At 64.0% G+C, this 19628-nt stretch carries 15 protein-coding genes and 1 riboswitch; of the genes, 5 read left to right on the top strand and 10 right to left on the bottom strand.

Features of this window, described 5'->3' with window-relative positions:
• The first annotated feature begins 235 nt into the window (after positions 1-235).
• The gene (rsmD, locus tag V3H18_RS11400) at positions 236-793 is read left to right on the top strand and encodes a 16S rRNA (guanine(966)-N(2))-methyltransferase RsmD (RefSeq protein WP_332082174.1); all 558 of its coding nucleotides are present in this window, start codon (positions 236-238) and stop codon (positions 791-793) included.
• A 27-nt stretch (positions 794-820) separates the two neighbouring features.
• Here the strand turns inward: rsmD and V3H18_RS11395 are convergent, their stop codons facing one another.
• Together V3H18_RS11395 and mutS are read right to left on the bottom strand one after the other, a co-directional pair.
• On the bottom strand, positions 821-1243 hold the full coding sequence (locus tag V3H18_RS11395; protein ID WP_332082173.1) for a hypothetical protein: 423 nt from the start codon (positions 1241-1243) through the stop codon (positions 821-823).
• A 232-nt stretch (positions 1244-1475) separates the two neighbouring features.
• On the bottom strand, positions 1476-4148 hold the full coding sequence (gene mutS, locus V3H18_RS11390; protein ID WP_332082172.1) for a DNA mismatch repair protein MutS: 2673 nt from the start codon (positions 4146-4148) through the stop codon (positions 1476-1478).
• Positions 4149-4279: 131 nt separating this feature from the next.
• Here mutS and V3H18_RS11385 point away from each other — a divergent pair, with 131 nt between their 5' ends.
• Positions 4280-5320 (top strand): DUF3616 domain-containing protein, encoded by a 1041-nt coding sequence (locus V3H18_RS11385; protein WP_332082170.1) that lies wholly within the window; start codon positions 4280-4282, stop codon positions 5318-5320.
• Positions 5321-5490: 170 nt separating this feature from the next.
• Here the strand turns inward: V3H18_RS11385 and V3H18_RS11380 are convergent, their stop codons facing one another.
• On the bottom strand, positions 5491-6429 hold the full coding sequence (locus tag V3H18_RS11380) for a hypothetical protein (protein ID WP_332082168.1): 939 nt from the start codon (positions 6427-6429) through the stop codon (positions 5491-5493).
• Between the two features lie 309 nt (positions 6430-6738).
• On the opposite strand from V3H18_RS11380, the gene V3H18_RS11375 reads away from it, so the two are divergent.
• Positions 6739-9021 carry an NADP-dependent malic enzyme gene (locus tag V3H18_RS11375; RefSeq protein ID WP_332082167.1) on the top strand — a complete coding sequence of 761 codons (2283 nt, stop codon included), beginning with the start codon at positions 6739-6741 and terminating at the stop codon, positions 9019-9021.
• A gap of 154 nt (positions 9022-9175) precedes the next feature.
• Complete coding sequence (locus tag V3H18_RS11370; protein WP_332082166.1) at positions 9176-10480, top strand: UDP-glucose dehydrogenase family protein; 1305 nt, start codon at positions 9176-9178, stop codon at positions 10478-10480.
• 243 nt (positions 10481-10723) lie between these two features.
• On the opposite strand, the gene hemA is transcribed toward V3H18_RS11370, so the two are convergent.
• Positions 10724-12010, bottom strand: coding sequence for a 5-aminolevulinate synthase (hemA, locus tag V3H18_RS11365; RefSeq protein ID WP_332082165.1), 1287 nt, complete (start codon positions 12008-12010; stop codon positions 10724-10726).
• A gap of 63 nt (positions 12011-12073) precedes the next feature.
• A complete protein-coding gene (locus V3H18_RS16705; protein ID WP_332082164.1) occupies positions 12074-12613 on the bottom strand; it encodes a hypothetical protein in 540 nt (179 codons plus the stop codon).
• On the opposite strand from V3H18_RS16705, the gene V3H18_RS11355 reads away from it, so the two are divergent.
• Positions 12612-13145 (top strand): cob(I)yrinic acid a,c-diamide adenosyltransferase, encoded by a 534-nt coding sequence (locus V3H18_RS11355; RefSeq protein WP_332082163.1) that lies wholly within the window; start codon positions 12612-12614, stop codon positions 13143-13145. The two genes, V3H18_RS16705 and V3H18_RS11355, sit on opposite strands and share 2 nt — an antisense overlap.
• 20 nt (positions 13146-13165) lie before the next feature.
• Here V3H18_RS11355 and V3H18_RS11350 read toward each other — a convergent pair whose 3' ends face one another.
• From V3H18_RS11350 to V3H18_RS11330, 5 genes are all read right to left on the bottom strand, one after another.
• Entirely contained in the window at positions 13166-13846 is a 681-nt protein-coding gene (locus tag V3H18_RS11350) for an adenosylcobinamide amidohydrolase (protein ID WP_332082161.1), read from the bottom strand.
• 58 nt (positions 13847-13904) lie between these two features.
• Positions 13905-14459, bottom strand: a complete 555-nt coding sequence (locus V3H18_RS11345) for a hypothetical protein (RefSeq protein WP_332082160.1) — start codon at positions 14457-14459, stop codon at positions 13905-13907.
• An 81-nt stretch (positions 14460-14540) separates the two neighbouring features.
• Positions 14541-15128: a DUF7676 family protein gene (locus V3H18_RS11340; protein WP_332082159.1), complete on the bottom strand. Its 588-nt coding sequence runs from the start codon at positions 15126-15128 to the stop codon at positions 14541-14543.
• Positions 15129-15221: 93 nt separating this feature from the next.
• Positions 15222-17723: a TonB-dependent siderophore receptor gene (locus V3H18_RS11335; RefSeq protein WP_332082157.1), complete on the bottom strand. Its 2502-nt coding sequence runs from the start codon at positions 17721-17723 to the stop codon at positions 15222-15224.
• Positions 17724-17837: 114 nt separating this feature from the next.
• Positions 17838-18040: riboswitch (cobalamin riboswitch) on the bottom strand.
• A gap of 65 nt (positions 18041-18105) precedes the next feature.
• Positions 18106-19491, bottom strand: coding sequence for a M20/M25/M40 family metallo-hydrolase (locus tag V3H18_RS11330; protein ID WP_332082156.1), 1386 nt, complete (start codon positions 19489-19491; stop codon positions 18106-18108).
• Between the last annotated feature and the right edge of the window lie 137 nt (positions 19492-19628).

Genomic DNA, 19628 nt, shown 5'->3' with positions numbered 1-19628 from the left:
ATTTGCCGCAAGCGATCGCGCGCCCCGCGCACGCAAATTCGATCAGCCGCGTTCGGGCGGAGACGCGCGGCCATCGCGCGGCGCCGGACCGTCTAAGGGTCCCCATAAAGGGCCGCGCAGCGGCCCAGGGAAAGGCGCGCCCGGCGCGCGCGGCGGGCCGCCGCGCAAAGGTCCCGCAAAAGGACCGCGCAAGGGACCGCCGAAGGGCCCGCGCAAACCGCGCGGAACTTAAGCCATGCGCATCGTCGGCGGCGCTTTGCGGGGCCGCGCGCTTTCGGCGCCGCGCTCGCAAGCGATCCGGCCGACCTCCGAGCGGCTGCGCGAATCCGTGTTCGACATTCTCGCGCATCGCTTTGGCGACCCCGTGAAAGGCGCTCAAGTCGTCGATCTCTTCGCCGGCGCCGGCGCGCTTGGGCTCGAGGCGCTTTCGCGCGGCGCGGCGCGCGCGCTTTTCGTCGACGACGGCGTCGAAGCGCGCGCCCTGCTGCGCGCCAATATCGAGGCGCTCGGCCTCGGCGGCGTGACGCGAATCTTCCGCCGCGACGCGACGAAGCTCGGCGACGCGCCGCCGGGCGAAAAATTCTCGCTCGCCTTTCTCGATCCGCCCTATGGCAAGAGCCTCGCGGCGCCGGCGCTCGACGCGCTTGTCAAAGGCGGCTGGCTGGCGCCGGGCGCGATCATTGTCGTCGAGGAAAGCGCCAAGGCGCAAATCGAACTGCCGAATGCCCTCACGCGCGAAGACGAGCGCCGCTACGGCGACACGCAATTCGTTTTCGCGCGCTATGCTCCTTAGCGATGGCCGACGAGGCCATCGCGCGTTTTACTCAAAGGCGACTTGCACTCTCGTCACCGCGCGATCGAAGAGACTGGTCGGCAGATAGCACAGAGGATTGGTGGCGAGCGGCGCTTCCTTGCAGTGCTCGTGATCGCTCGTCCAGGCATAGCCCGCCCGCGCCATGCAGCCGAGAATATATTTGCGAATGAGATGATTTGGATCCAGGCGGCGGCTTTCGGGATAAGCCGATTCGCCATCCAATTCGCAGGCGGATGTGCGGATCTGCTGCGCCTTGAAAAAGGACGAGCTGGAGCCGATCAATCCGGCTTCAGCTCCAACGACCATCGTCAGTCCGCCGACGATCGCCATAACAGCCGTCACCTTGCTTGCGCTAAACTGCGCGTCGAGTAATGAGAGCACGCCGCCGATCGCCAAAGCGACGCCGACGAAGACCAATACGAGAATCATGACCCGTTCTCCGTTTCGGTTTGGCGCCGTCGGATGAGAAACGGACGCGCTTAGCGAAGATCGCAGGCGGCGCCGACGCATAGCCGATCCTTGCGTTCTCGTCCGACAGTCGCTTGGCGTCGACGGAAGAATGCAACGCGGCTCGATTGATTGATTGTGTGCGTCGAATGCGTCGCTGTCTGCGACTTAGTCACGAGTCTTCGCGCTTCGCTTCAAAACGCAGAAAGCGCCTTCAAAGTTTCTTCTTCAATTCATAAAGCGCCGCGAGCGCTTCGCGCGGCGTCATCTGATCCGGATCGATTTCTTCGAGCGCGTCGCGCAGCGCGTCCTTCGGCGGAACGGCCTCGGCGAGGCGCGCGAAGAGCGGCAGATCGTCGATCAAGGTCTCGACCGGCGCGCGGCGGTCGGCGGCCTCAAGCTCGGCGAGAATGACGTGCGAACGCGCGACGACGCTTGCGGGCAGACCCGCGAGCTGCGCGACATGCACGCCGTAAGAGCGATCCGCCGCGCCCTTGATCACCTCGTGTAGAAAGACAACGTCGCCCGCGTGATCGGTCACTTTCATGGTGAGATTGACGAGGCGCGGCAGCCTTTTCGCGAGCTGCGTCAATTCATGGAAATGGGTGGCGAAGATCGCGCGGGAACGATTGACCTCATGCAGATGTTCGATCGTCGCCCAGGCGATGGAGAGTCCGTCGAATGTCGCCGTGCCGCGCCCGATTTCGTCGAGAATGACGAGCGAGCGCGGCGTCGCGCAATTCAAAATCGCCGCCGTCTCGACCATTTCGACCATGAAGGTCGAGCGCCCGCGCGCAAGATCGTCCGAGGCGCCGACGCGCGAGAACAGCCGATCGACGACGCCGATGCGCGCGCGTTGCGCGGGAACATAAGAGCCCGCCTGCGCGAGCAGGGCGATCAGCGCATTCTGGCGCAGATAGGTGGATTTGCCCGCCATATTGGGGCCGGTGACGACGGCGATGCGTCCCCCGTCGAGATCGCAGTCATTGGCGGCGAAGGCCTTGCCCTGCGTTTGAAGAGAGGCTTCGACCACGGGATGGCGCCCGCCGACAATCTCGAAATCAAGCGACGCATCGACGAGCGGACGCGTCCATTGACGCTTCTCGGCGACCTCCGCAAGCGCGCTAAAACAATCGAGCCGCGCGAAAGCCTCGGCGAGACGCCGCAAATCCTCGGCGCAAGCGAGAACCTGCTCGACGAGCGCATCGAAAAGCGCAAGCTCCCGCGCGAGGGCGCGATCGGCGGCGGAAGCGATCTTCGCCTCCAGTTCGACGAGTTCCCGCGTCGAAAAGCGCATGGCGTCCGCCATGGTCTGGCGATGCGTGAAAGTCGCGTCGAACGGCGGGCGCAGCAGCTTTTCGCCCTGCGCCTGCGAGAGTTCGAGAAAAAAGCCCAGGAAATTATTGTGCTTGATCTTGAGCTTGAGCCCCGTCAGCTCGGCATAGCGGCCTTGCAGTTCTGCGATCACCCTGCGGCTTGCGTCGCGCAGGCTGCGCGCTTCATCGAGTTCGCCGTCGCGTCCCTCGCGAATGAAATCGCCATTGCGCCTGTCGAGCGGCAGGCTCTCCTTGAGGCTTCGCGCGATCTCGCTTGCGAGCGCCGCGTCGGCTTTTGCGAACGTTTCGATTTCGGTGGCGATCTCTCGGGGCGCCTCGACGCCCGCGAAGAGCTGCGCCGTCTCGCGTGCGGCGGCGAGCGCGACGCCGACGCTTGCAAGATCGCGCGGGCCGCCGCGCTGCAAAGAAAGCCGCGACAGGGCGCGCGCGAGATCGGGCGCGCGCGAAAGCATCGCCCGCAGCGAAGCGCGCAGATCGTCACGCGCAATGAAGAAGCCGACGGCGTCGAGCCGCGCGCCGATAAGCGTCGGATCGGTCGAGGGCGCGGAGAGGCGCTCGGCCATGAGCCGCGCGCCCGCGGGCGTGACGCTCATATCGACGACGGAAAGGAGCGACCCTTCGCGCGCGCCGGAAAGCGTGCGCGTCAATTCGAGATTTGCGCGCGTCGCCGCGTCTATGTCGAGCGTCACGCGTTCGCGCTGACTCAAGGGGCGCGCGAGCGCGGGACGGCTCTCCTTCTGCGTGCGCTCGACGTAAAAAATCGCCGTCGCGGCGGCGGCGAGCTCGCTGTAGCTCAGCGCGCCGAAGCCTTCGAGCGTCGCGACGCGATAGAAATCCATGAGCCGGCGCGCCGCGGCGTCATTGTCGCCGATGTCGCGCCCCAAAGGCGCGATGGGGGGGCCGCTCGCGGCCAAAATCGCCCCAAGAGACGCGTCCCGGCAAAGCGCCTCCGCCGCGACGATTTCGCACGGTTCGAGGCGCGCGATCGCCGCCGCGAGTTCAGCCTCGGCGCATTCCCCGAGCGTGAAGGCGCCCGTCGAAATATCGACGCTCGCCAGCCCATAGCGCCAGCCGCCGTCCTCGGCGCGCCGGCGCGCGAGCGCGAGAAAGGCGTTGGCGCGCGTAGGATCGAGCAGCGCGTCTTCGGTGATGGTGCCGGGCGTGACGAGGCGCACCACATCGCGCCGCACGACGGATTTCGCGCCGCGCTTTTTGGCTTCCGCCGGATCTTCGATCTGCTCGCAGACGGCGACACGATGGCCGAGCGCGATGAGTTTTTGCAGATAGTCATTGGCGCGCTCGACCGGCACGCCGCACATGGGGATATCTTCGCCCATATGCTTGCCGCGCTTCGTCAGCATGATGCCGAGCGCGCGCGAGGCGGTCAGCGCGTCCTCGAAGAAGAGTTCGTAGAAATCGCCCATGCGGTAGAACAGCAGACAATCCGCATTCGCCGCCTTGATCTCAATATATTGGGCGATCATCGGCGTCGCGCGCGCTTGCGCCTTATCGTCAGGCTTTGGGGCGAGAGGGGGCGCGGCGTGCTTCATGGCGGGCCAGTTTAGCGACGCGGAAGGCAGGACGCCACGCAGCGGCCGCCTTAGGATGTGGACGACATTGGCCCGCAAGCATATATTTTGGCAGGAAAGAATATTTCTACGATTATTATGGGAGTAATTTGATGATTGCGTTTCCCCTTCGCCGCGTCATTATCGTCGGCTCGATAGCCGGTTGCCTTTGTTCCTCGGCTTTCGCGGTCGAACGGGTGAAACCTGAATCGCCATCGCCCTGGCAGGTGTCCCCGCCAGCCTTCTCGAAAGAGAAACAGCGCAACAATATTAGCGGCGTCGCTTGCGCGACGGACGCGCCGGATTTCTGTCTCGTCGTCACGGATGAGGGGAACGAGGCCGCTTTCATTCGCCTTACTGAGGGAAAATTAGAGGGCGTCGGGACGCCTTTTCCGCTGCCCGTCGCTTCCAAGGAATTCGACGCGGAAGGCGCAACGACGGATGGAAAATTTTTCTACGTCGTCGGATCCCATTCGGTGAAACGGAAAAGCTGCGACGACCATCCGGCCAATCGTGTCGTGCTGCGCTTCGCCGTCGACCGCGAGCAACGGCAACCGGGGCCAATAAAACCCAGTGGCGACTTGTGGGGAATCCTCGAGAACCTGCCGGAATTCGCCGGTCACGCCGGATCGCGCGCTTGCTTGGGGGACGATCCGCCCAAGCAGCGCCACGATCTCTCCGGCAGGCAGGGCGTGAACATCGAGGGCGTCGCGGCGAAGGATGGCCGGCTTTATTTCGGAATGCGCGGACCGGCGATCAAAGGCGCGGCTTTGGTCGTCGGCGTGGACGCAAAGGCGCTATTCGATGGCGGCGACGCAAAGCCCAGCGTCAGCCGGCTCGCCGTTGGCGAAAAACGCGCCATTCGCGACCTGACGGCGGCCGGAGCTGACTTATTGGCGCTCGTGGGGCCCGACGACGACGAGCGTAATTGCAGCTATTCCATCTTCCGCATTGAGAGCGTTGGGCAAGGCGCCGTCGGAGCCCGCGAACTCGCAGTTCTAAATCTCGATAACGCGCCTCTGAGCGAGGAAAGCGAGCCCATCAAGCCGGAAGCGATCACGCTGCTCGACGCGAATTCTTCCCGCTACCGGCTGCTTGTGCTCTCCGACGGCGGAGAAGACGGCGCGCCGCTTGTTTTCGACATTCCGCGATAGAGGGCGCTCCAGTGCAGAGTCATTGAAATATAAAAAGGCCCCGGAAGAACGCGTCTTCCGGGGCTCTTTCTTTTTGCGCCTAACGCCACAGCGCGAGAAGGATGATGATCGGGAGCGGCACCCCGAGCATCCACAGCAAGATTGAACGTCCCATTTCGACCTCCATAATACTAGAATCGCGTGAGATAGGCGAAGCCGACATTTTCATCCCGGTGACGCCCGCCGAGCTCCGCCCCGGCCCAAGCCGCGGCCGCCCCCGCCAGCATGGCCGTCGCCGACAGGAAGGCGAGCAGGATGCCGGTCTTGCGCGCCTTATCGGCGGCTTCCTTCGCCTGCGCGTGGTCCTCGCGCAACCGCTCGGCGGTGAGCGTCACCCGACTCTCGGCGTCGGTCGGCGACAGTCCGGCCCCCGAGGCAAGGACATTGACGAGATAGTTGCGGTCTGCGCCGCTGATCTCCCCCGTGGCGACGCCGCGCGCGATGATGCGCCGCACGACTTGACGCGGATAATCGCTAAGAGCAATCGCCCGCCCTTCGGCGTCGCGCATATTCAAATCGCCGTCGCCGCGCAGCAGGAAGTCGACGCGTTCGTCAAGCGGCGTCGCCACAAGAGACGCCGGCGTCGAACCCGGCCGCGCGCTTTCCATCGCCGCGACGGCGGCGCCGCCCTTTGCGACCTGAAAGATCGACGCGCCTGCAATCAGCGCCAACACCACCATCGACGCCGCCCACAGCACGAGGCCATGCACGCCGTCGCGCATTTCGACTTCCTCTTGCGAGACCTCGCCCGAGCGCCGACGCATGCGCCCGGCGATATAGCCGCCGGCCGCAAAGCTCGAGACGGTCACCCACAGCGCCCATAAAGTGAGCACGATGAAATGCGTCGCGGGCGATGCGCCTTCATAAGGCGACGCCAACGACAGGCCGATGGCGGAGCCGAACGCGCCGAGGACGAATGAGATCGCGCCCGCGACGACGGCGCCGGCGATGATGGCCGCCCAATCCATATTAGTGGAGCGGGCGGAGACCGCGGCCTCATCGGGCACGATAGCGACCGGCTCAGCGCGCGCGGCCATGGGCTCGCGTCCTGTATAGACATAATCGGTCATGGCGCGCTCCTTTAGCGAAGCCCAAGGAACGACAGAATGGCCATGACGACGACGATGAGTCCGACGAGATAAATGATACTGTTCATTGAAACCTCCCTGCTTCGAGTCATGCTGACTCCGGGCCGCAAGAACGCGGCGGCATGGCGTTTAAACTCTCCCCTGACGGCAATGTTCCGCCTGGGACGCGAGCGATAATGTCAAATTGGTCAGGCCGTCGCGGCGCGACGCGCGCTTTTTCCGGACCGCTTGTGAAGGCGCCCCGGCTCCGGTTATGTTGTTATGTTGCAGCGCAGCAGAAAAGGCGGGAGCATGGTCAAGGACGCGGCCGAAGGAGATCACGGGCTGGAGATTTCCGACAAGGAGGCGCTGCTTTTTCACTCGCGCGGCCGGCCCGGCAAGCTCGCGGTCGTCGCCTCCAAGCCGATGGCGACGCAGCGCGATCTCTCGCTCGCCTATTCGCCGGGCGTCGCCGCGCCGGTGCGCGCCATCGCCCAGGACCCGTCCACCGCCTATGACTATACGACGCGCGGCAATATGGTCGCCGTCATCACCAATGGCACGGCGATTCTGGGACTCGGCGACCTCGGCGCGCTTGCCGCGAAGCCGGTGATGGAAGGCAAGGCGGCGCTGTTCAAGCGCTTCGCCGACATCGATTCGATCGATCTCGAAATAGATACGAAGGAAGTCGACGAATTCGTCAACGCCGTGCGTTATCTCGGGCCGTCCTTCGGCGGCGTCAATCTCGAAGACATCAAGGCCCCGGAATGTTTCATCATCGAGGAGCGCTTGCGGGATCTCATGGACATTCCCGTCTTCCATGACGATCAGCACGGCACGGCGATCATCTCCGCCGCCGGCCTCGTCAATGCGTTGCAGCTCACCGGCCGCGACATCGGCAAGGCGAAGCTCGTCTGCAACGGCGCCGGCGCCGCCGGCATCGCCTGCCTCGATCTCGCCAAGGCGCTCGGCTTCGATCCGCGCAATGTCATTCTCTGCGACACCAAGGGCGTCGTCTATCGCGGCCGTGCGGAGGGCATGAATCAGTGGAAGAGCGCCCACGCCTCGGACACGCAGGCGCGCACGCTCGCCGAGGCGCTGGAGGGCGCCGATATTTTCTACGGCCTTTCCGTCAAGGGCGCGCTCACCCCGCAGATGCTCAAGAATATGGCGGATAATCCGATCGTCTTCGCCATGGCCAATCCCGACCCGGAGATCACCCCCGAGGAAGCGCGCGCCGCCCGCCCGGACGTGATCATCGCGACGGGGCGCTCGGACTATCCCAACCAGATCAACAACGTCCTGGGCTTTCCCTATATTTTCCGCGGCGCGCTCGACGTGCGCGCCAAGACGATCAATATGGAGATGAAGATCGCCGCGGCGAAGGCGCTCGCAGATCTCGCGCGCGAGGACGTGCCGGACGAAGTCGCCAACGCCTATCGCGGCGCGCGGCCGCGCTTCGGCCGCGACTATCTCATCCCCGCCCCCTTCGACCCGCGCCTCATCTCGGTCGTGCCGCCCGCCGTCGCCATCGCCGCCATGGAAACGGGCGTCGCGCGCAGGCCCATCGTCGATATGGGAGCCTATCGCGACGAACTCTCCGCGCGGCGCGATCCGATCGCGGGACTGATGCAGACGATTCACGAGCGCGTGCGGCGCGATCCCAAGCGCGTCGTCTTCGCGGAGGGCGAGGAGGAGCAGGTGATCCGCGCCGCGCTCGCTTTCGTTCATCAGGGTTTCGGCCGCGCCGTGCTCGTCGGCCGCGAGGATCGCGTCAAGGAGACGGCGGCGAACGCCGGATTGGAGCTTCCCTCCGGAATCGAAATCCACAACGCCAAGCTCTCCCGCCGCAATTCCGTCTATGCGCAATTCCTGTTCGAACGCCTGCAGCGCAAGGGCTTTCTCTTTCGCGACTGCCAGCGTCTCATCAATCAGGACCGCAATCATTTCGCCGCCGCCATGGTGGCGCAGGGCGACGCCGACGCCATGGTCACGGGCGCGACGCGCCATTTCTCCCACGCGCTCGAAGACGTGCGCCGCGTCGTCGATCAAAAGCCCGGCCATCGCGTCATCGGCGCGTCGCTGATTCTCGCGCATGGGCGCATCGTCGTCGTCGCCGACACGGCGATCACGGAGTTGCCCGAGCCCGAGGAGCTCGCCGAGATCGCGATCGAGGCGGCGGGCGTCGCGCGCCGAATTGGGCTCGAACCGCGCGTCGCCATGCTCGCCTTCTCGACTTTCGGCTATCCGCCGGGCGAGCGCACGGAGCGCGTGCACCGGGCGGTGGGGGTGCTCGACCGGCGCCGCGTCGACTTCGAATATGAGGGCGAGATGGGCGCCGACATCGCCCTCAATAAGGAGCTGATGAGCGCCTATCCCTTCTCCCGCCTGACCGACACGGCCAATGTGCTTGTCATGCCGGCGTTTCATTCCGCAGCTATTTCGACAAAAATGTTACAGGAACTCGGCGGGGCGACGGTGCTCGGGCCCCTCATCGTCGGACTCGACAAACCGATCCAAATCGTCCAACTCGGCGCGACGGACGCGGAAATCGTCAATATGGCGGCGCTCGCCGCTTTCGGCGTTGGAGGATAACGCGCGCCCTCCCCTTGACGGATGGGTCGCGCCGCAGGCGCGGGATCGGGCGAACCCTGCGTCGCCGGTCCCCGCCCCCACCCGCACGGCTTCGCCGCGCGACCTCCCCCCTCAAGGGGGAGGCGATCTCACATGAAGCAAGAGACTGACGCTAATGAACATTACGATGATCGGTTCGGGTTATGTGGGTCTTGTCTCCGGCGCCTGTTTCGCCGATTTTGGACATAAGGTCATTTGCGTCGACGCCGACGCCGGCAAGATCGAGCGCCTGCAGCGCGGCGAAATTCCCATTTACGAACCTGGCCTCGACGAACTCGTCGCCAATAATGTCAAGCAGGAGCGCCTCTCCTTCACCACCGACCTCGCGCCGGCGGTCAAGAGCGCCGACGCCGTCTTCATCGCCGTGGGCACGCCCTCGCGCCGCGGCGACGGCCACGCCGACCTCTCCTTCGTCTACGCCGCCGCGCAGACCATCGCCGGCGCGCTCGACGGCTTCACCGTCATCGTCAATAAATCGACCGTTCCCGTCGGCACGGGCGACGAGGTCGAGCGCATCATTCGCGAGGTGAATCCGAAGGCGGATTTCGCCGTCGTCTCCAATCCCGAATTTCTGCGCGAAGGCGCCGCGATCGAGGATTTCAAGCGCCCCGACCGCGTGGTCATCGGCATCGAAGACCCGCGCGCCCGCGAAGTGATGGAGGAAGTCTACCGGCCGCTGTCGCTCAACGCGCCGCCGCTGCTTTTCGTCGGCCGCCGCACGTCGGAGCTCACCAAATATGCGGCGAACGCCTTTCTCGCGACCAAGATCACCTTCATCAATGAAGTCGCCGATCTATGCGAAAAGGTCGGCGCCGACGTGCAGGAGGTCGCGCGCGGCATCGGCCTCGACAAGCGCATCGGCGGGAAATTCCTGCATGCCGGGCCGGGCTATGGCGGCTCCTGCTTTCCCAAGGATACGCTGGCGCTGATCAAGACCGGCCAGGACGAAGGCGCGAGCCTGCGCATCGTCGAGACGGTCGTCGCTGTGAACGACGCGCGCAAGCGCGCCATGGCGCGCAAAGTGATCAATGCGCTCGGCGGCTCGGTGCGCGGCAAGAAGATCGCCTTGCTGGGCCTCGCCTTCAAGCCCAACACCGATGACATGCGCGACGCGCCCTCGCTCGCCATCGTCGCCTCGCTCGCGGGCGACGGCGCGCAGGTGCACGCCTATGATCCAGAGAGCATGGAGCAGGCGCGCCCGCTGATGCCGGAAGTCACCTTCCATGACGACGCCTATTCGGCGTTGGAGGGCGCCGACGCGCTCGCCATCGTCACCGAATGGGACGCCTTCCGCGCGCTCGATCTCGAACGGGTGAAGACGCTGCTGAAACAGCCGATCATCGTCGATCTGCGCAACATCTATCGCCCCGCCGAGGCGCGCAAGCATGGCTTCACTTATGTGAGCGTCGGACGAAAGTAAGCGCGTTCTCCGCCGAGACGAGCGCCTCGACAAAGAAAACAGCGCCCCGCCCCGCCGGCGCGCGCCGAATGATCGGTTATTCGATCAAATGGTTCGGATGTCATTCCCGACGCTTCGCGTTAGCGAAGCGATCGGGAATCCAGAACTAGGGCCCGCATCTGATCGACTCTGATTCCCGGTCAGGCCTTCAGCCTGCCGGGAATGACACGGCAAGCGAACGGAAATCAATAAGCGCTGCGCCGCCTATTGCGCCGCGAGCTTGATCTCGGGATAGCTGCACTTCTCGTCGCTCTTCTTGTCGACATGAAGATGCGACGGCGGCTCGACGAAAGGAATGCCGAGCGTGTTCCAGACATCGACCATCGCCTCGACGAGATAGGCGATATGCGCATGGGTATGGCGCGGCGTCGGCGTGACGCGCAGCCGCTCCGAGCCTTTCGCCACCGTCGGATAATTGATCGGCTGGATATAGATGGAATGGCGTTCGAGCAGCAGATCGCTCGCCGCCTTGGTGAGCTCAGCGTCGCGCACCATCACCGGCACGATATGCGAGCCATTGTCGAGCAGCGGCAGGCCGGCGGCGGCGAGCGCATGTTTGGTGATATGCGCCGCGCGCTGATGCGCCGCGCGCAGATCCGGCCGGCTCTTCAGCATGCGCACGGCGGCGCAGGCCGCCGCGGCGACCGCCGGCGGCAGCGCGGTGGTGAAGATGAAGGAAGCGGCGTAGGAGCGGATCGCGTCAATCACCGCCGCGTCGCCCGCGATATAGCCGCCCATGGTGCCGAAGCCCTTGGCGAGCGTGCCCTCGATCACGTCGACGCGATCCATCACGCCTTCGCGCTCGCAGACGCCGCCGCCGCGCGCGCCATACATGCCGACCGCATGCACTTCGTCGACATAGGTCATGGCGCCGTAACGCTCGGCGAGCGCGACGATCTCGGCGACCGGCGCGATATTGCCGTTCATCGAATAGAGGCTCTCGAAGAGGACGAGCTTGGGCCGGTCGCCGGCTTCGCGCAGCAGTTCTTCGAGGTGATCGAGATCGTTGTGGCGGAAGATTTTCTTTTCGGCGCGCGAGCGCTTCACGCCCTCGATCATCGAATTGTGATTGGAGGCGTCGGAAAGAATGACGCAATTGGGCAGGAGATCGGCGATGGTTGAAATCGCCGCGAGATTGGAGATCCAGCCCGAGGTGAAGACGAGCGCGGCTTCCTTGCCATGCAGATCCGCAAGCTCGCGCTCAAGCTCGACGATGGCATGGGTGGTGCCGGAGATGTTGCGCGTGCCGCCGGCGCCCGCGCCGACCTTGCCCGCCGTCTCGATCATGGCGGCGATCACCTCGGGGTGCTGGCCCATGCCGAGATAGTCGTTGGAGCACCAGATGGTGACGGGTTCGATCGAGCCGTCGTCGCGATGCCAGTTGGCGAGGGGAAAATTTTCGACGTCGCGCTCCAAATGCGCGAAAACGCGGTAGCGGCGCTCGTCCTTCAGACGGGAGACGGCGGCCTCGAAATAACGCCGATAGACCATTCTCGAACCCTTTGATCCAGCTTGTCCATCAGCTCCCCGGCGCGGCCCCGTCCTGCCAGCCGACTAGTTTGGACGATTTCTTACATAGCCTATCCCGCACCGGAATGCGAGTGGCCGAATGACGCGGTCGGGCGTGTTTTTCCGCACGGCGGCGGACCACTGGCGGCGCCGGAAATGGCGCCAAAAGGAGGAGCGCGGCCATGCTGACCAAGGGAGAGGAATTCGACGCCGCGACCGGCGCGCCGCGAAGCTGGAACGAGACAATTTTTCTCTGTTCAGCCTTTCGTCGACTGCGTTTTTCGCGGCCGCTCGTTCCGGGGCGTCGACTTCGTCGCATGCAAATTCGAGCGCTGCCGTTTCATTAAGGACAATCTCGGCGGCGCCTGCGTTTTCGACGATTGCCGCCTCGTCGAATGCGCCTTCGAGAATTGCGAGATCGCGCCCGATGCCCGTAAGGATCGCGAAGCGGTCTTTACGCGTTCGCGCTTCTATGGCTGCGCGAAGTCGGGCGGCCGCGGATTCGAGAACGTCGCAATCGCGTGAGATTTTTGAATGACCGTCGCCGCGCCTTTGCGCTAACTTGAGAGCCTGCGAGAACGACATGACGGCGATCAAGCTCTACACGAAGAAAGGCGACCGAGGCGAGACGAGTCTCTTTTCGGGGCGGCGCGCGGCGAAATCCGATCCGCGCGTCGCGGCGGTCGGCGATCTCGACGAGTTGTCGGCGAGCCTCGGGCTTGCGCGCGTCGCCTTTCCTTGCGCCAATGATTCGCTGCGCCGCAGTCAGCAGGCGCTCTACCGCATCAGCGCGCTCGTCAGCGCGGAGGGCCGAAAGATTGATCTCGCGTTCGAGGGCGCCGAGGTCGACGCGCTCGAAGCCGAAATCGACCGCGCGAGCGCGGCGCTGCCGCCGCTGCGGGATTTCATCTATCCGGGAGAAGGCGAAGCGAGCGGGCGCCTGCATATGGCGCGCGCCATCGCCCGGCGCGCCGAGCGCAGCATCGCCGCGCTCGAAGAGCCGCCGGCGCCCGAGAACGCGCTCGCCTATCTCAATCGCCTGAGCGATCTCCTGTTTGCGCTCGCGCGGCAAGCGGACCAGCAAAGCGGGCGCGACGAAAGCCTTCTGTCTTCCTGAAGCCTGCGGCGCGCGCCCGCTCAATGCGCCTCGGCGATATTCGACAGCGCCACATCGGCGCGCCAGACCCTTGTTCCCTCCGATGTCGCTTCATAGACGCAAGCGCCGATGGCTTCGCCGACATCGGTGTGAAGGCCGGCGCATGTCTGCGGCCGCCCGCCTTCCGGCGCCGCGACGACGATGCAATCGGTTCCCGTGCCGGTCGCGGCCGCTTCGTCCGGGCGCCCGCGCGACTCCAGGATCGCCGCGGTGCGCGCCTGCGCGACGATCGACACGGCTTCGACGAAAGCGCCGGTCGAAAGCGGCCGGGAAAGATGAACGAGCGTATTGATCGTGCCAACGCGCCGCGCGGCGCCGTGTCGGCGCGTTCCAACCCTTTCGGCGTTGGAGAGGCCGACCGTCGTCACGCAGGTCGCGGCGATGTCGCCGACTTGGGATCGCGCGAGATGATGGCGCCTGACATCGCGCGCGGTCATGAAGGCCGCCGCCTCCGCGAGGCCTTTCGACGCGAGCCTCTCTTTCAGAAAGGCGACAGGATCGACGTCTGGCGAAAGATCGGCGTCGCGGACTTCGAGCCAGGCGATTTCCCGCAGATATTGGAAGCCCGGTCTGGCGATCGACCAGCCGAGCGTTCGATGGATGTCGTCAAAGCGAATGACGAGAAAGGGCGGCGCGCAGTCGAGCGCGAAGGGCGGCTTCATGCGAGGATGCGAAATTCCGAAAGGCGGCGGGCGCAGAACGCGCGCGCCGCTCTCTCGTTCAGGCCGCGCGCGGCGCGAACGCCGCCGGCGCCTTGCGATCGGCGAGGACGCCGCCTGCCGCCTTCGCGGTCATGAGCCCCACGAAAGCGCATAGATTGACGAAGAAGATCCAGGAGACGACCGGCGCCGTGACATGCTCGACGCCGGGGCCCGTCGCGGCCGTAGCGGCGAGAATGAGGCCTTCGTAGACGACGAAAGCGGCGAGGAAGGAAGCGACGCCGCCGGCGATTCCATCAAAGCGGCGCGCGAGCAGACCCGCCGTCTCGCAGGAAAGAAGCGCGATGACGCCGAGGCCGGCGCCCCAGGCAAGCGTGCTCGCGTCTGTCGGATAATGCTGGAAGAGGAAGCCGACGGACTGATTGGCGAGCCAGACCGCGCCCGTCAGCAGCAGCGCCGCGCGACGCTTAGAGGTGAGCGCCGCAACAGTGGCGAAGCCCGCAAGCGGGATGGCGCAGGCGAGCGCGAAGCTCGAGAGAACGCTTGCAACGATGAGCGTTATCGCCCAAAGCGCGAAGCGACGCTCGGGCGAGAGGGCGGAAAGCGTAAATGTCATGAGAAGTCTCCTTTCGGTTTGACGCCGGCGCGGGCCGGCTTTTCGCCCCGCGTCTCGCGGGAATCGAAACGGGGAAAAACGTCATGCATGGGTGAAGCGGCTCGCGGAGCGATCGATGGCGTCGGGCTCGTGAAGCCCGAGCCAGCGCGCGCGCAGCTTGTCCCAAAGCGCGAGGCGCGACCAATCCGGTTCTTTCAGAAACCTGTCGGTCTTCGGCTCAAGAAACGGGTTGGGGAGCAGCACGGTGATCTGCTGTTCGCCGGCGCCGTTGAACAGCTGCAATCCCCAGGACATGGGAACGCAAGTGGAGCCGAGGCGGCGATAAAGTTCGGCGCGCGAGGTGCGCCTGAGTCTCGCAAGTTCGGGAGAGGTCGGACGATTGCGCGGTCCCTTATTCTCGCCGATGCAGACATGAAAATGCGTGACGCCGAAAGCGACGGTGAGATAGCCGTCGAGCAGCCTGATGCGCGTCGGCGGACGCTCGGCGTGAATTTCCCACGCCGCGCCCTGAATGATCGGCCCGAAGACGATTTCGCTCCAGTGATTTTCGAAAAGGTCGCGAAAGAGTTCTTCGAGGCTCGCCGTGTCTAGCGGCAGGGAGAAGACATCGAGCGCCGCGCCGTCGGCTTCGACGATTCGCTGGGGCGCTCTTTCGACAACTTCGGTCATGGCGATGCGCTTTCTATTTGTCGTGAACCTATCGACTCCGATGCGGGAGCGTTTTGAACGCTCCCGCATCGCGTGACGCGCGATCGCGCCGTCTTAGAACGACACTTTGATCGATCCGCGGAGCATCCGCGGCGCGCCGATCACGTTGTAATTATACCCGGGCAGATTCCATCCCACCTGCATCGGATTGGTATAGGGCACGGAATAGCCGCCGGGATGGGAGGCGTCGAAAGCCTGCGGCCCCAATCCGCCGGTGATGAAGTAGGTTTTGTCGAAGAGATTGCTCACATTGAGCTGCGCCGTCACCTTTAACTGGTCGACGTTGAACTCATAAGCGCCAAAGACGCCGACGATCCCATAGCCCGGCGTCGACTGGCCATAGATATAAGTTCCATCATTGGCGTAATGATAGAAGGGAAGATATCCGGTGTAATCATATCGCGCGCCCAGTCTCAGGCCTTTCAGATCGCCCGCCTTGAATTCGTATGCTGAAGACAACGAGCCGACGTTGCGCGGAACGAAGGGGATGGGCGATCCGACAGCCGGGACCCCGAGGTAAGTCGGATTGGATTTGGTGGTGAGCGCGTCGGTGTTGGCGTAGGCGAGGTTTACGCTCCAGCCGGGCAAGAGTTCGCCCTGGATGTCGAGTTCCGGGCCCTGCGAGCGCCCTTCGCCAATGACCATCACATGGTTGAAGTCGTTCGGGATTCCGATTGGAATATTCGTCTTGACCAGATGGTAGTAGGACGCCGTCGCCTGAAGCTTCCCGTCGAGCAAGGAAAACTTGACGCCTCCCTCGGTTTGCACGCCGGCGCTCGGGGGCGTCGGATCATTCGTGCCCAAGACCAGTTTGCCGTTGTAATTCGGGCTGTAGGACTCGGCGTAATTCCCATAGAAGCTCACCCATTCGAGCGGCCGCCATAAAAGCCCGACGCGCGGCGTCACTCGCTGATTGACGAGTTGCGACCTCGTCGTGATCGTGTCGAAGTTGCAGGGGATCAGCAGTCCCGCAAACGCATTGTCGGAATACGGGCCGCAGAACTTTGAGTTGTCCGAGGCTCCTGTTCTGCTGTTGATATATTGATAGCGCGCGCCGCCGAGCACGGTGACGCCATAAGGCAGCTTGATCTGATCCTGCAGATAGACGCCCAGATTGTCGGCGTATTGCTCGGTCGCGTTGTAGGGCACAAGGCCGAAGGCGGGGGTCGGAAGCTGCGGCGCCCCGAACAGGACGTCTGAGCTATTGTTCAGAGCGAGCAGATTCTGGCCTCTGAAATTGTAACGGTAATAGTCCACGCCCGAGAGCAGCGTGTGATTGAGATAGTCGCTGGTTTTGAAATGCCCGACGAGGTTGACCGTCGTCGCATATTCCGCCTGCCTGTTGTCCGACGGATAGGCGCCCCAGTTCAGCGTGACATTGTTGGGCGACGGGAAGGAGAAGCAGGACGTGCTCCCGGGCGTGATGCAGTCCGCGATGGAGCCGAAGCCGCCATTGTCCGCCCAATCGTTGCGCAACAACTGCATGAAGGCGGTCTGCTGGATCGACCAGTCCTTATTGAAGTCGTGATGCCAGGTGAGCTCGGTGAAGTTCTGCTGTTCATTGTAGGGCGACTTCGGACCCCAGTTGAAGCTGCGTCCGAGCCAAAGAGGGGTGAACATGCCGAAATACGGCACGAAAAACATGTCCTGATTGAAATTGTTCTGCTGGAATTGAGACGACGCTCTAACCCAGGTGCTCGCGTCGATGTTCCACCTCACGACAGGGTTGATCATCAAATTTCTGTTATAGCCGAACGCGCGGAACGACCCGTCGTTCTCGTAGGACATGACGAAGCGATAAAGCAGATCCTTGTTTGAGGTCAGCGGCCCTGTCGCGTCGATCGTGGTACGGTAGGATGAGTAGCTGCCAATCTGCTGCTGCAGCGAGAAAGCCGGCTTGTCCAATGGCTGCTTCGTGTTGATGTTGACGATGCCGCCGGGCTCCACCGCGCCATAGAGGATGGCGGCCGGGCCTTTCAGCACTTCGACGCTCTCGACACTGGCCATTTCGACATTGCTGGCGCCCGCGAAGGCAAGGCCGAAACTGTCGACCCGGAAACCGTCGCGAAAATAATTCTGCGTCGGAAAGCCGCGAAGAATGATCTGGCGGAACGAATTCCCCAGCGCCGCGTCGCCGCCGCCCGAGAAGGCGACGCCGCTGACGTTCTTCAACGCCTGGTCGAGCGTGATGGCCTGCTGGTCCTCGAGCATCCGGCGCGTGACCATTTTCGTCGTGACCGGCGTGTCCATCACCGGCGCATTGACCTTGGTCCCGAGCGATTCGATCGGCGCGGCGTAGGAATGGGGATCGTTGCAAATTCCGTCGGCGCATATTTGCCCGTTGTTTCCGGGCCCGATCTCCGTCCCATTATTGCCGACGCTCGCCGGCTCGCCGCCGGCGCGATCGACATCCGGCTTCGGCGCGCCGATTTCAATGATTGGAAGCGTTTCCTGGCCGAGAGCGGGCGATGCGAAAGTTGCAATGAGAACGCAGGGCAGGATGGGCGCGCGAAGGCGCAGGCCGCCTTTCGGGGCTGTCGGGCATTGGGATTTCATGAGTATGGACTCGCAGCGAACGTGGGCCGTCACTGCGAAAGGTCTCGGCCCGTCGCGCCTAGTTCAGGCGAAGGGCTTCGGCCGCATCGGTGCACCCCGCCCGACGCTTTCGCGCGTGACCACGAAGCGACGGCAGGTCTCCTGGCTCGCGGGTTGTCGCCTCGGACCGCCTTCCCAGAGCCTTATTGCTCCAGTGGCTGAATGGTCGTCGGCTCGCCGCTTACAGTTGCGGGGGCAGCCGCGGAATCGCACGCTTGTCAGCGCGCTCACCGCATTCCCTTTTGATCCCGTTAGGAACCGTCTTCGCGAAATAGAACGCCCATCGCGGCGCCTGTCAAGAGGTCGCGACGATCGGCGCTTCGATTATGAAGGAGCGTTGCAATCACGCCGCGAGCGCGTCGAGCACGCGCGCCCAGGAGCGCGTTCCCTTGTGAAAGGACGTGTAGGAATATTTTTCATTCGGCGAATGAATGCGGTCGTCGTCAAGCGCGAAGCCGATCATCAGCGCATCCATATTGAGATCGCGCTTGAAGGCGCCGACGATCGGAATCGAGCCGCCGCAGCCGACAAGCGCCGCCTCCTTGCCCCATTCCTGTTCGAGCGCGCGGCGCGCGCGATTGAGCGCCTCCGAGCCGAAGGGCAATTGCAGCGCGCCCGACGCGCCATGCGAAATGAATTCGGCCTTTGCGTCCGTCGGCAGTCGCTCGCGCACGAAGGCACGGAAACTCTCCATCACCGCCTTCGGGTCCTGCTTGCCGACGAGACGGAAGGAAAATTTGGCGGAAGCCTGCGCCGGCAGCACGGTCTTCGCGCCCGCGCCGGTATAGCCGCCAATGATTCCATTCACGTCGCAAGTGGGGCGCGCCCAGATCTGTTCGATGACCCCGCGGCCTGGCTCGCCGCCGACGCGGGTGAGGCCGATGCCCGAAAGAAACGCCTTCTCGTCGAAATCGAGATTGCGCCATTGTTCGGCGATGTCTTCGGGAAGCTCCGGCACGCCGGCGTAGAATCCCGGCAGCGTCACCTTGCCTTCTTCATCGTGCAGATCGGCGATGATCTTCGCCAGCACATGAATGGGATTGAGCACCGGGCCGCCGAACATGCCGGAATGCAGATCGTGGCTCGGCCCTCTGACGATCACTTCCTCCTGCGCGAGCCCGCGCAGCATGACGGTGATCGCTGGCGTCGCCGAGTTCCACATGCCGGTGTCGCAAACAAGCGCGAGATCGGCGGCGGAGAGTTCGTCCTTATGCGCGGCGAGAAAAGCGGGAAGCGAAGGCGAACCCGTCTCCTCCTCGCCCTCGAACAAAAAAGTGACGTTGCAGGGCAGGCCGCCATTCGCTTCATATGCGCGGCAGGCTTCGAGAAAGGTCATGAGCTGGCCCTTATCGTCCGAGGCGCCGCGCGCGACGATGTCCTGGCCTTCCTTGCGCTCGGCGAGACGCGGCGCGAAGGGTTCGCTCTCCCATAAGTCCAGCGGGTCCGGCGGCTGCACGTCGTAATGGCCGTAAAAGAGCACATGCGGCGCATCCTTGCGCTTCGCTTTGGCGTGGCCGACGACGATCGGATGGCCGGGGGTTGCGCGCACCTCGGCCTCATAGCCGAGCCCATTGAGCTGATTCTTGAGCCAGTTCGCGGCGCGCAGGCAATGCTGCGCATAGGCGGGATCGGTCGAGACGGAAGGGATGCTCAGCAGGTCGAACAGGCGCTCCGTGGAAGCGTCAAGATTGGCGTCTATCGTGCTGAGAACGGCGTCGAGCGCGGCCATGAGTTGAGCTCCTCCTGCAAGAGGAAAACTAGCGCCGATCAATGGCGAGGGAAAGGCGCGCGGGCTGTCGCAGGGAGGTTTCCTCGTCCTGAGGAGCGCCCGAAGGGCGCGTCTCGAAGGAGGAGGTCAAGGGGAGA

The sequence above is a fragment of the Methylocystis borbori genome (assembly GCF_036576025.1).
Lineage (GTDB): Bacteria > Pseudomonadota > Alphaproteobacteria > Rhizobiales > Beijerinckiaceae > Methylocystis > Methylocystis borbori.
Note: the sequence above shows the minus strand (reverse complement) of the source record. Positions and strands in the feature narration are given on the sequence as shown.

Coding starts and splice junctions, on each gene's coding strand:
- V3H18_RS11350 (WP_332082161.1), bottom strand. CDS start 13,846: ATGAAGCCGCCCTTCGCGCTCGACTGCGCGCCGCCCTTTCTCGTCATT.
- hemA (WP_332082165.1), bottom strand. CDS start 12,010: ATGGTCTATCGGCGTTATTTCGAGGCCGCCGTCTCCCGTCTGAAGGAC.
- V3H18_RS11335 (WP_332082157.1), bottom strand. CDS start 17,723: ATGAAATCCCAATGCCCGACAGCCCCGAAAGGCGGCCTGCGCCTTCGC.
- V3H18_RS11380 (WP_332082168.1), bottom strand. CDS start 6,429: ATGACCGATTATGTCTATACAGGACGCGAGCCCATGGCCGCGCGCGCT.
- V3H18_RS11395 (WP_332082173.1), bottom strand. CDS start 1,243: ATGATTCTCGTATTGGTCTTCGTCGGCGTCGCTTTGGCGATCGGCGGC.
- V3H18_RS11345 (WP_332082160.1), bottom strand. CDS start 14,459: ATGACATTTACGCTTTCCGCCCTCTCGCCCGAGCGTCGCTTCGCGCTT.
- V3H18_RS11340 (WP_332082159.1), bottom strand. CDS start 15,128: ATGACCGAAGTTGTCGAAAGAGCGCCCCAGCGAATCGTCGAAGCCGAC.
- V3H18_RS11330 (WP_332082156.1), bottom strand. CDS start 19,491: ATGGCCGCGCTCGACGCCGTTCTCAGCACGATAGACGCCAATCTTGAC.
- mutS (WP_332082172.1), bottom strand. CDS start 4,148: ATGAAGCACGCCGCGCCCCCTCTCGCCCCAAAGCCTGACGATAAGGCG.
- V3H18_RS11355 (WP_332082163.1), top strand. CDS start 12,612: ATGACGGCGATCAAGCTCTACACGAAGAAAGGCGACCGAGGCGAGACG.
- V3H18_RS11385 (WP_332082170.1), top strand. CDS start 4,280: ATGATTGCGTTTCCCCTTCGCCGCGTCATTATCGTCGGCTCGATAGCC.
- V3H18_RS11370 (WP_332082166.1), top strand. CDS start 9,176: ATGAACATTACGATGATCGGTTCGGGTTATGTGGGTCTTGTCTCCGGC.
- V3H18_RS11375 (WP_332082167.1), top strand. CDS start 6,739: ATGGTCAAGGACGCGGCCGAAGGAGATCACGGGCTGGAGATTTCCGAC.
- V3H18_RS16705 (WP_332082164.1), bottom strand. CDS start 12,613: ATGTCGTTCTCGCAGGCTCTCAAGTTAGCGCAAAGGCGCGGCGACGGT.
- rsmD (WP_332082174.1), top strand. CDS start 236: ATGCGCATCGTCGGCGGCGCTTTGCGGGGCCGCGCGCTTTCGGCGCCG.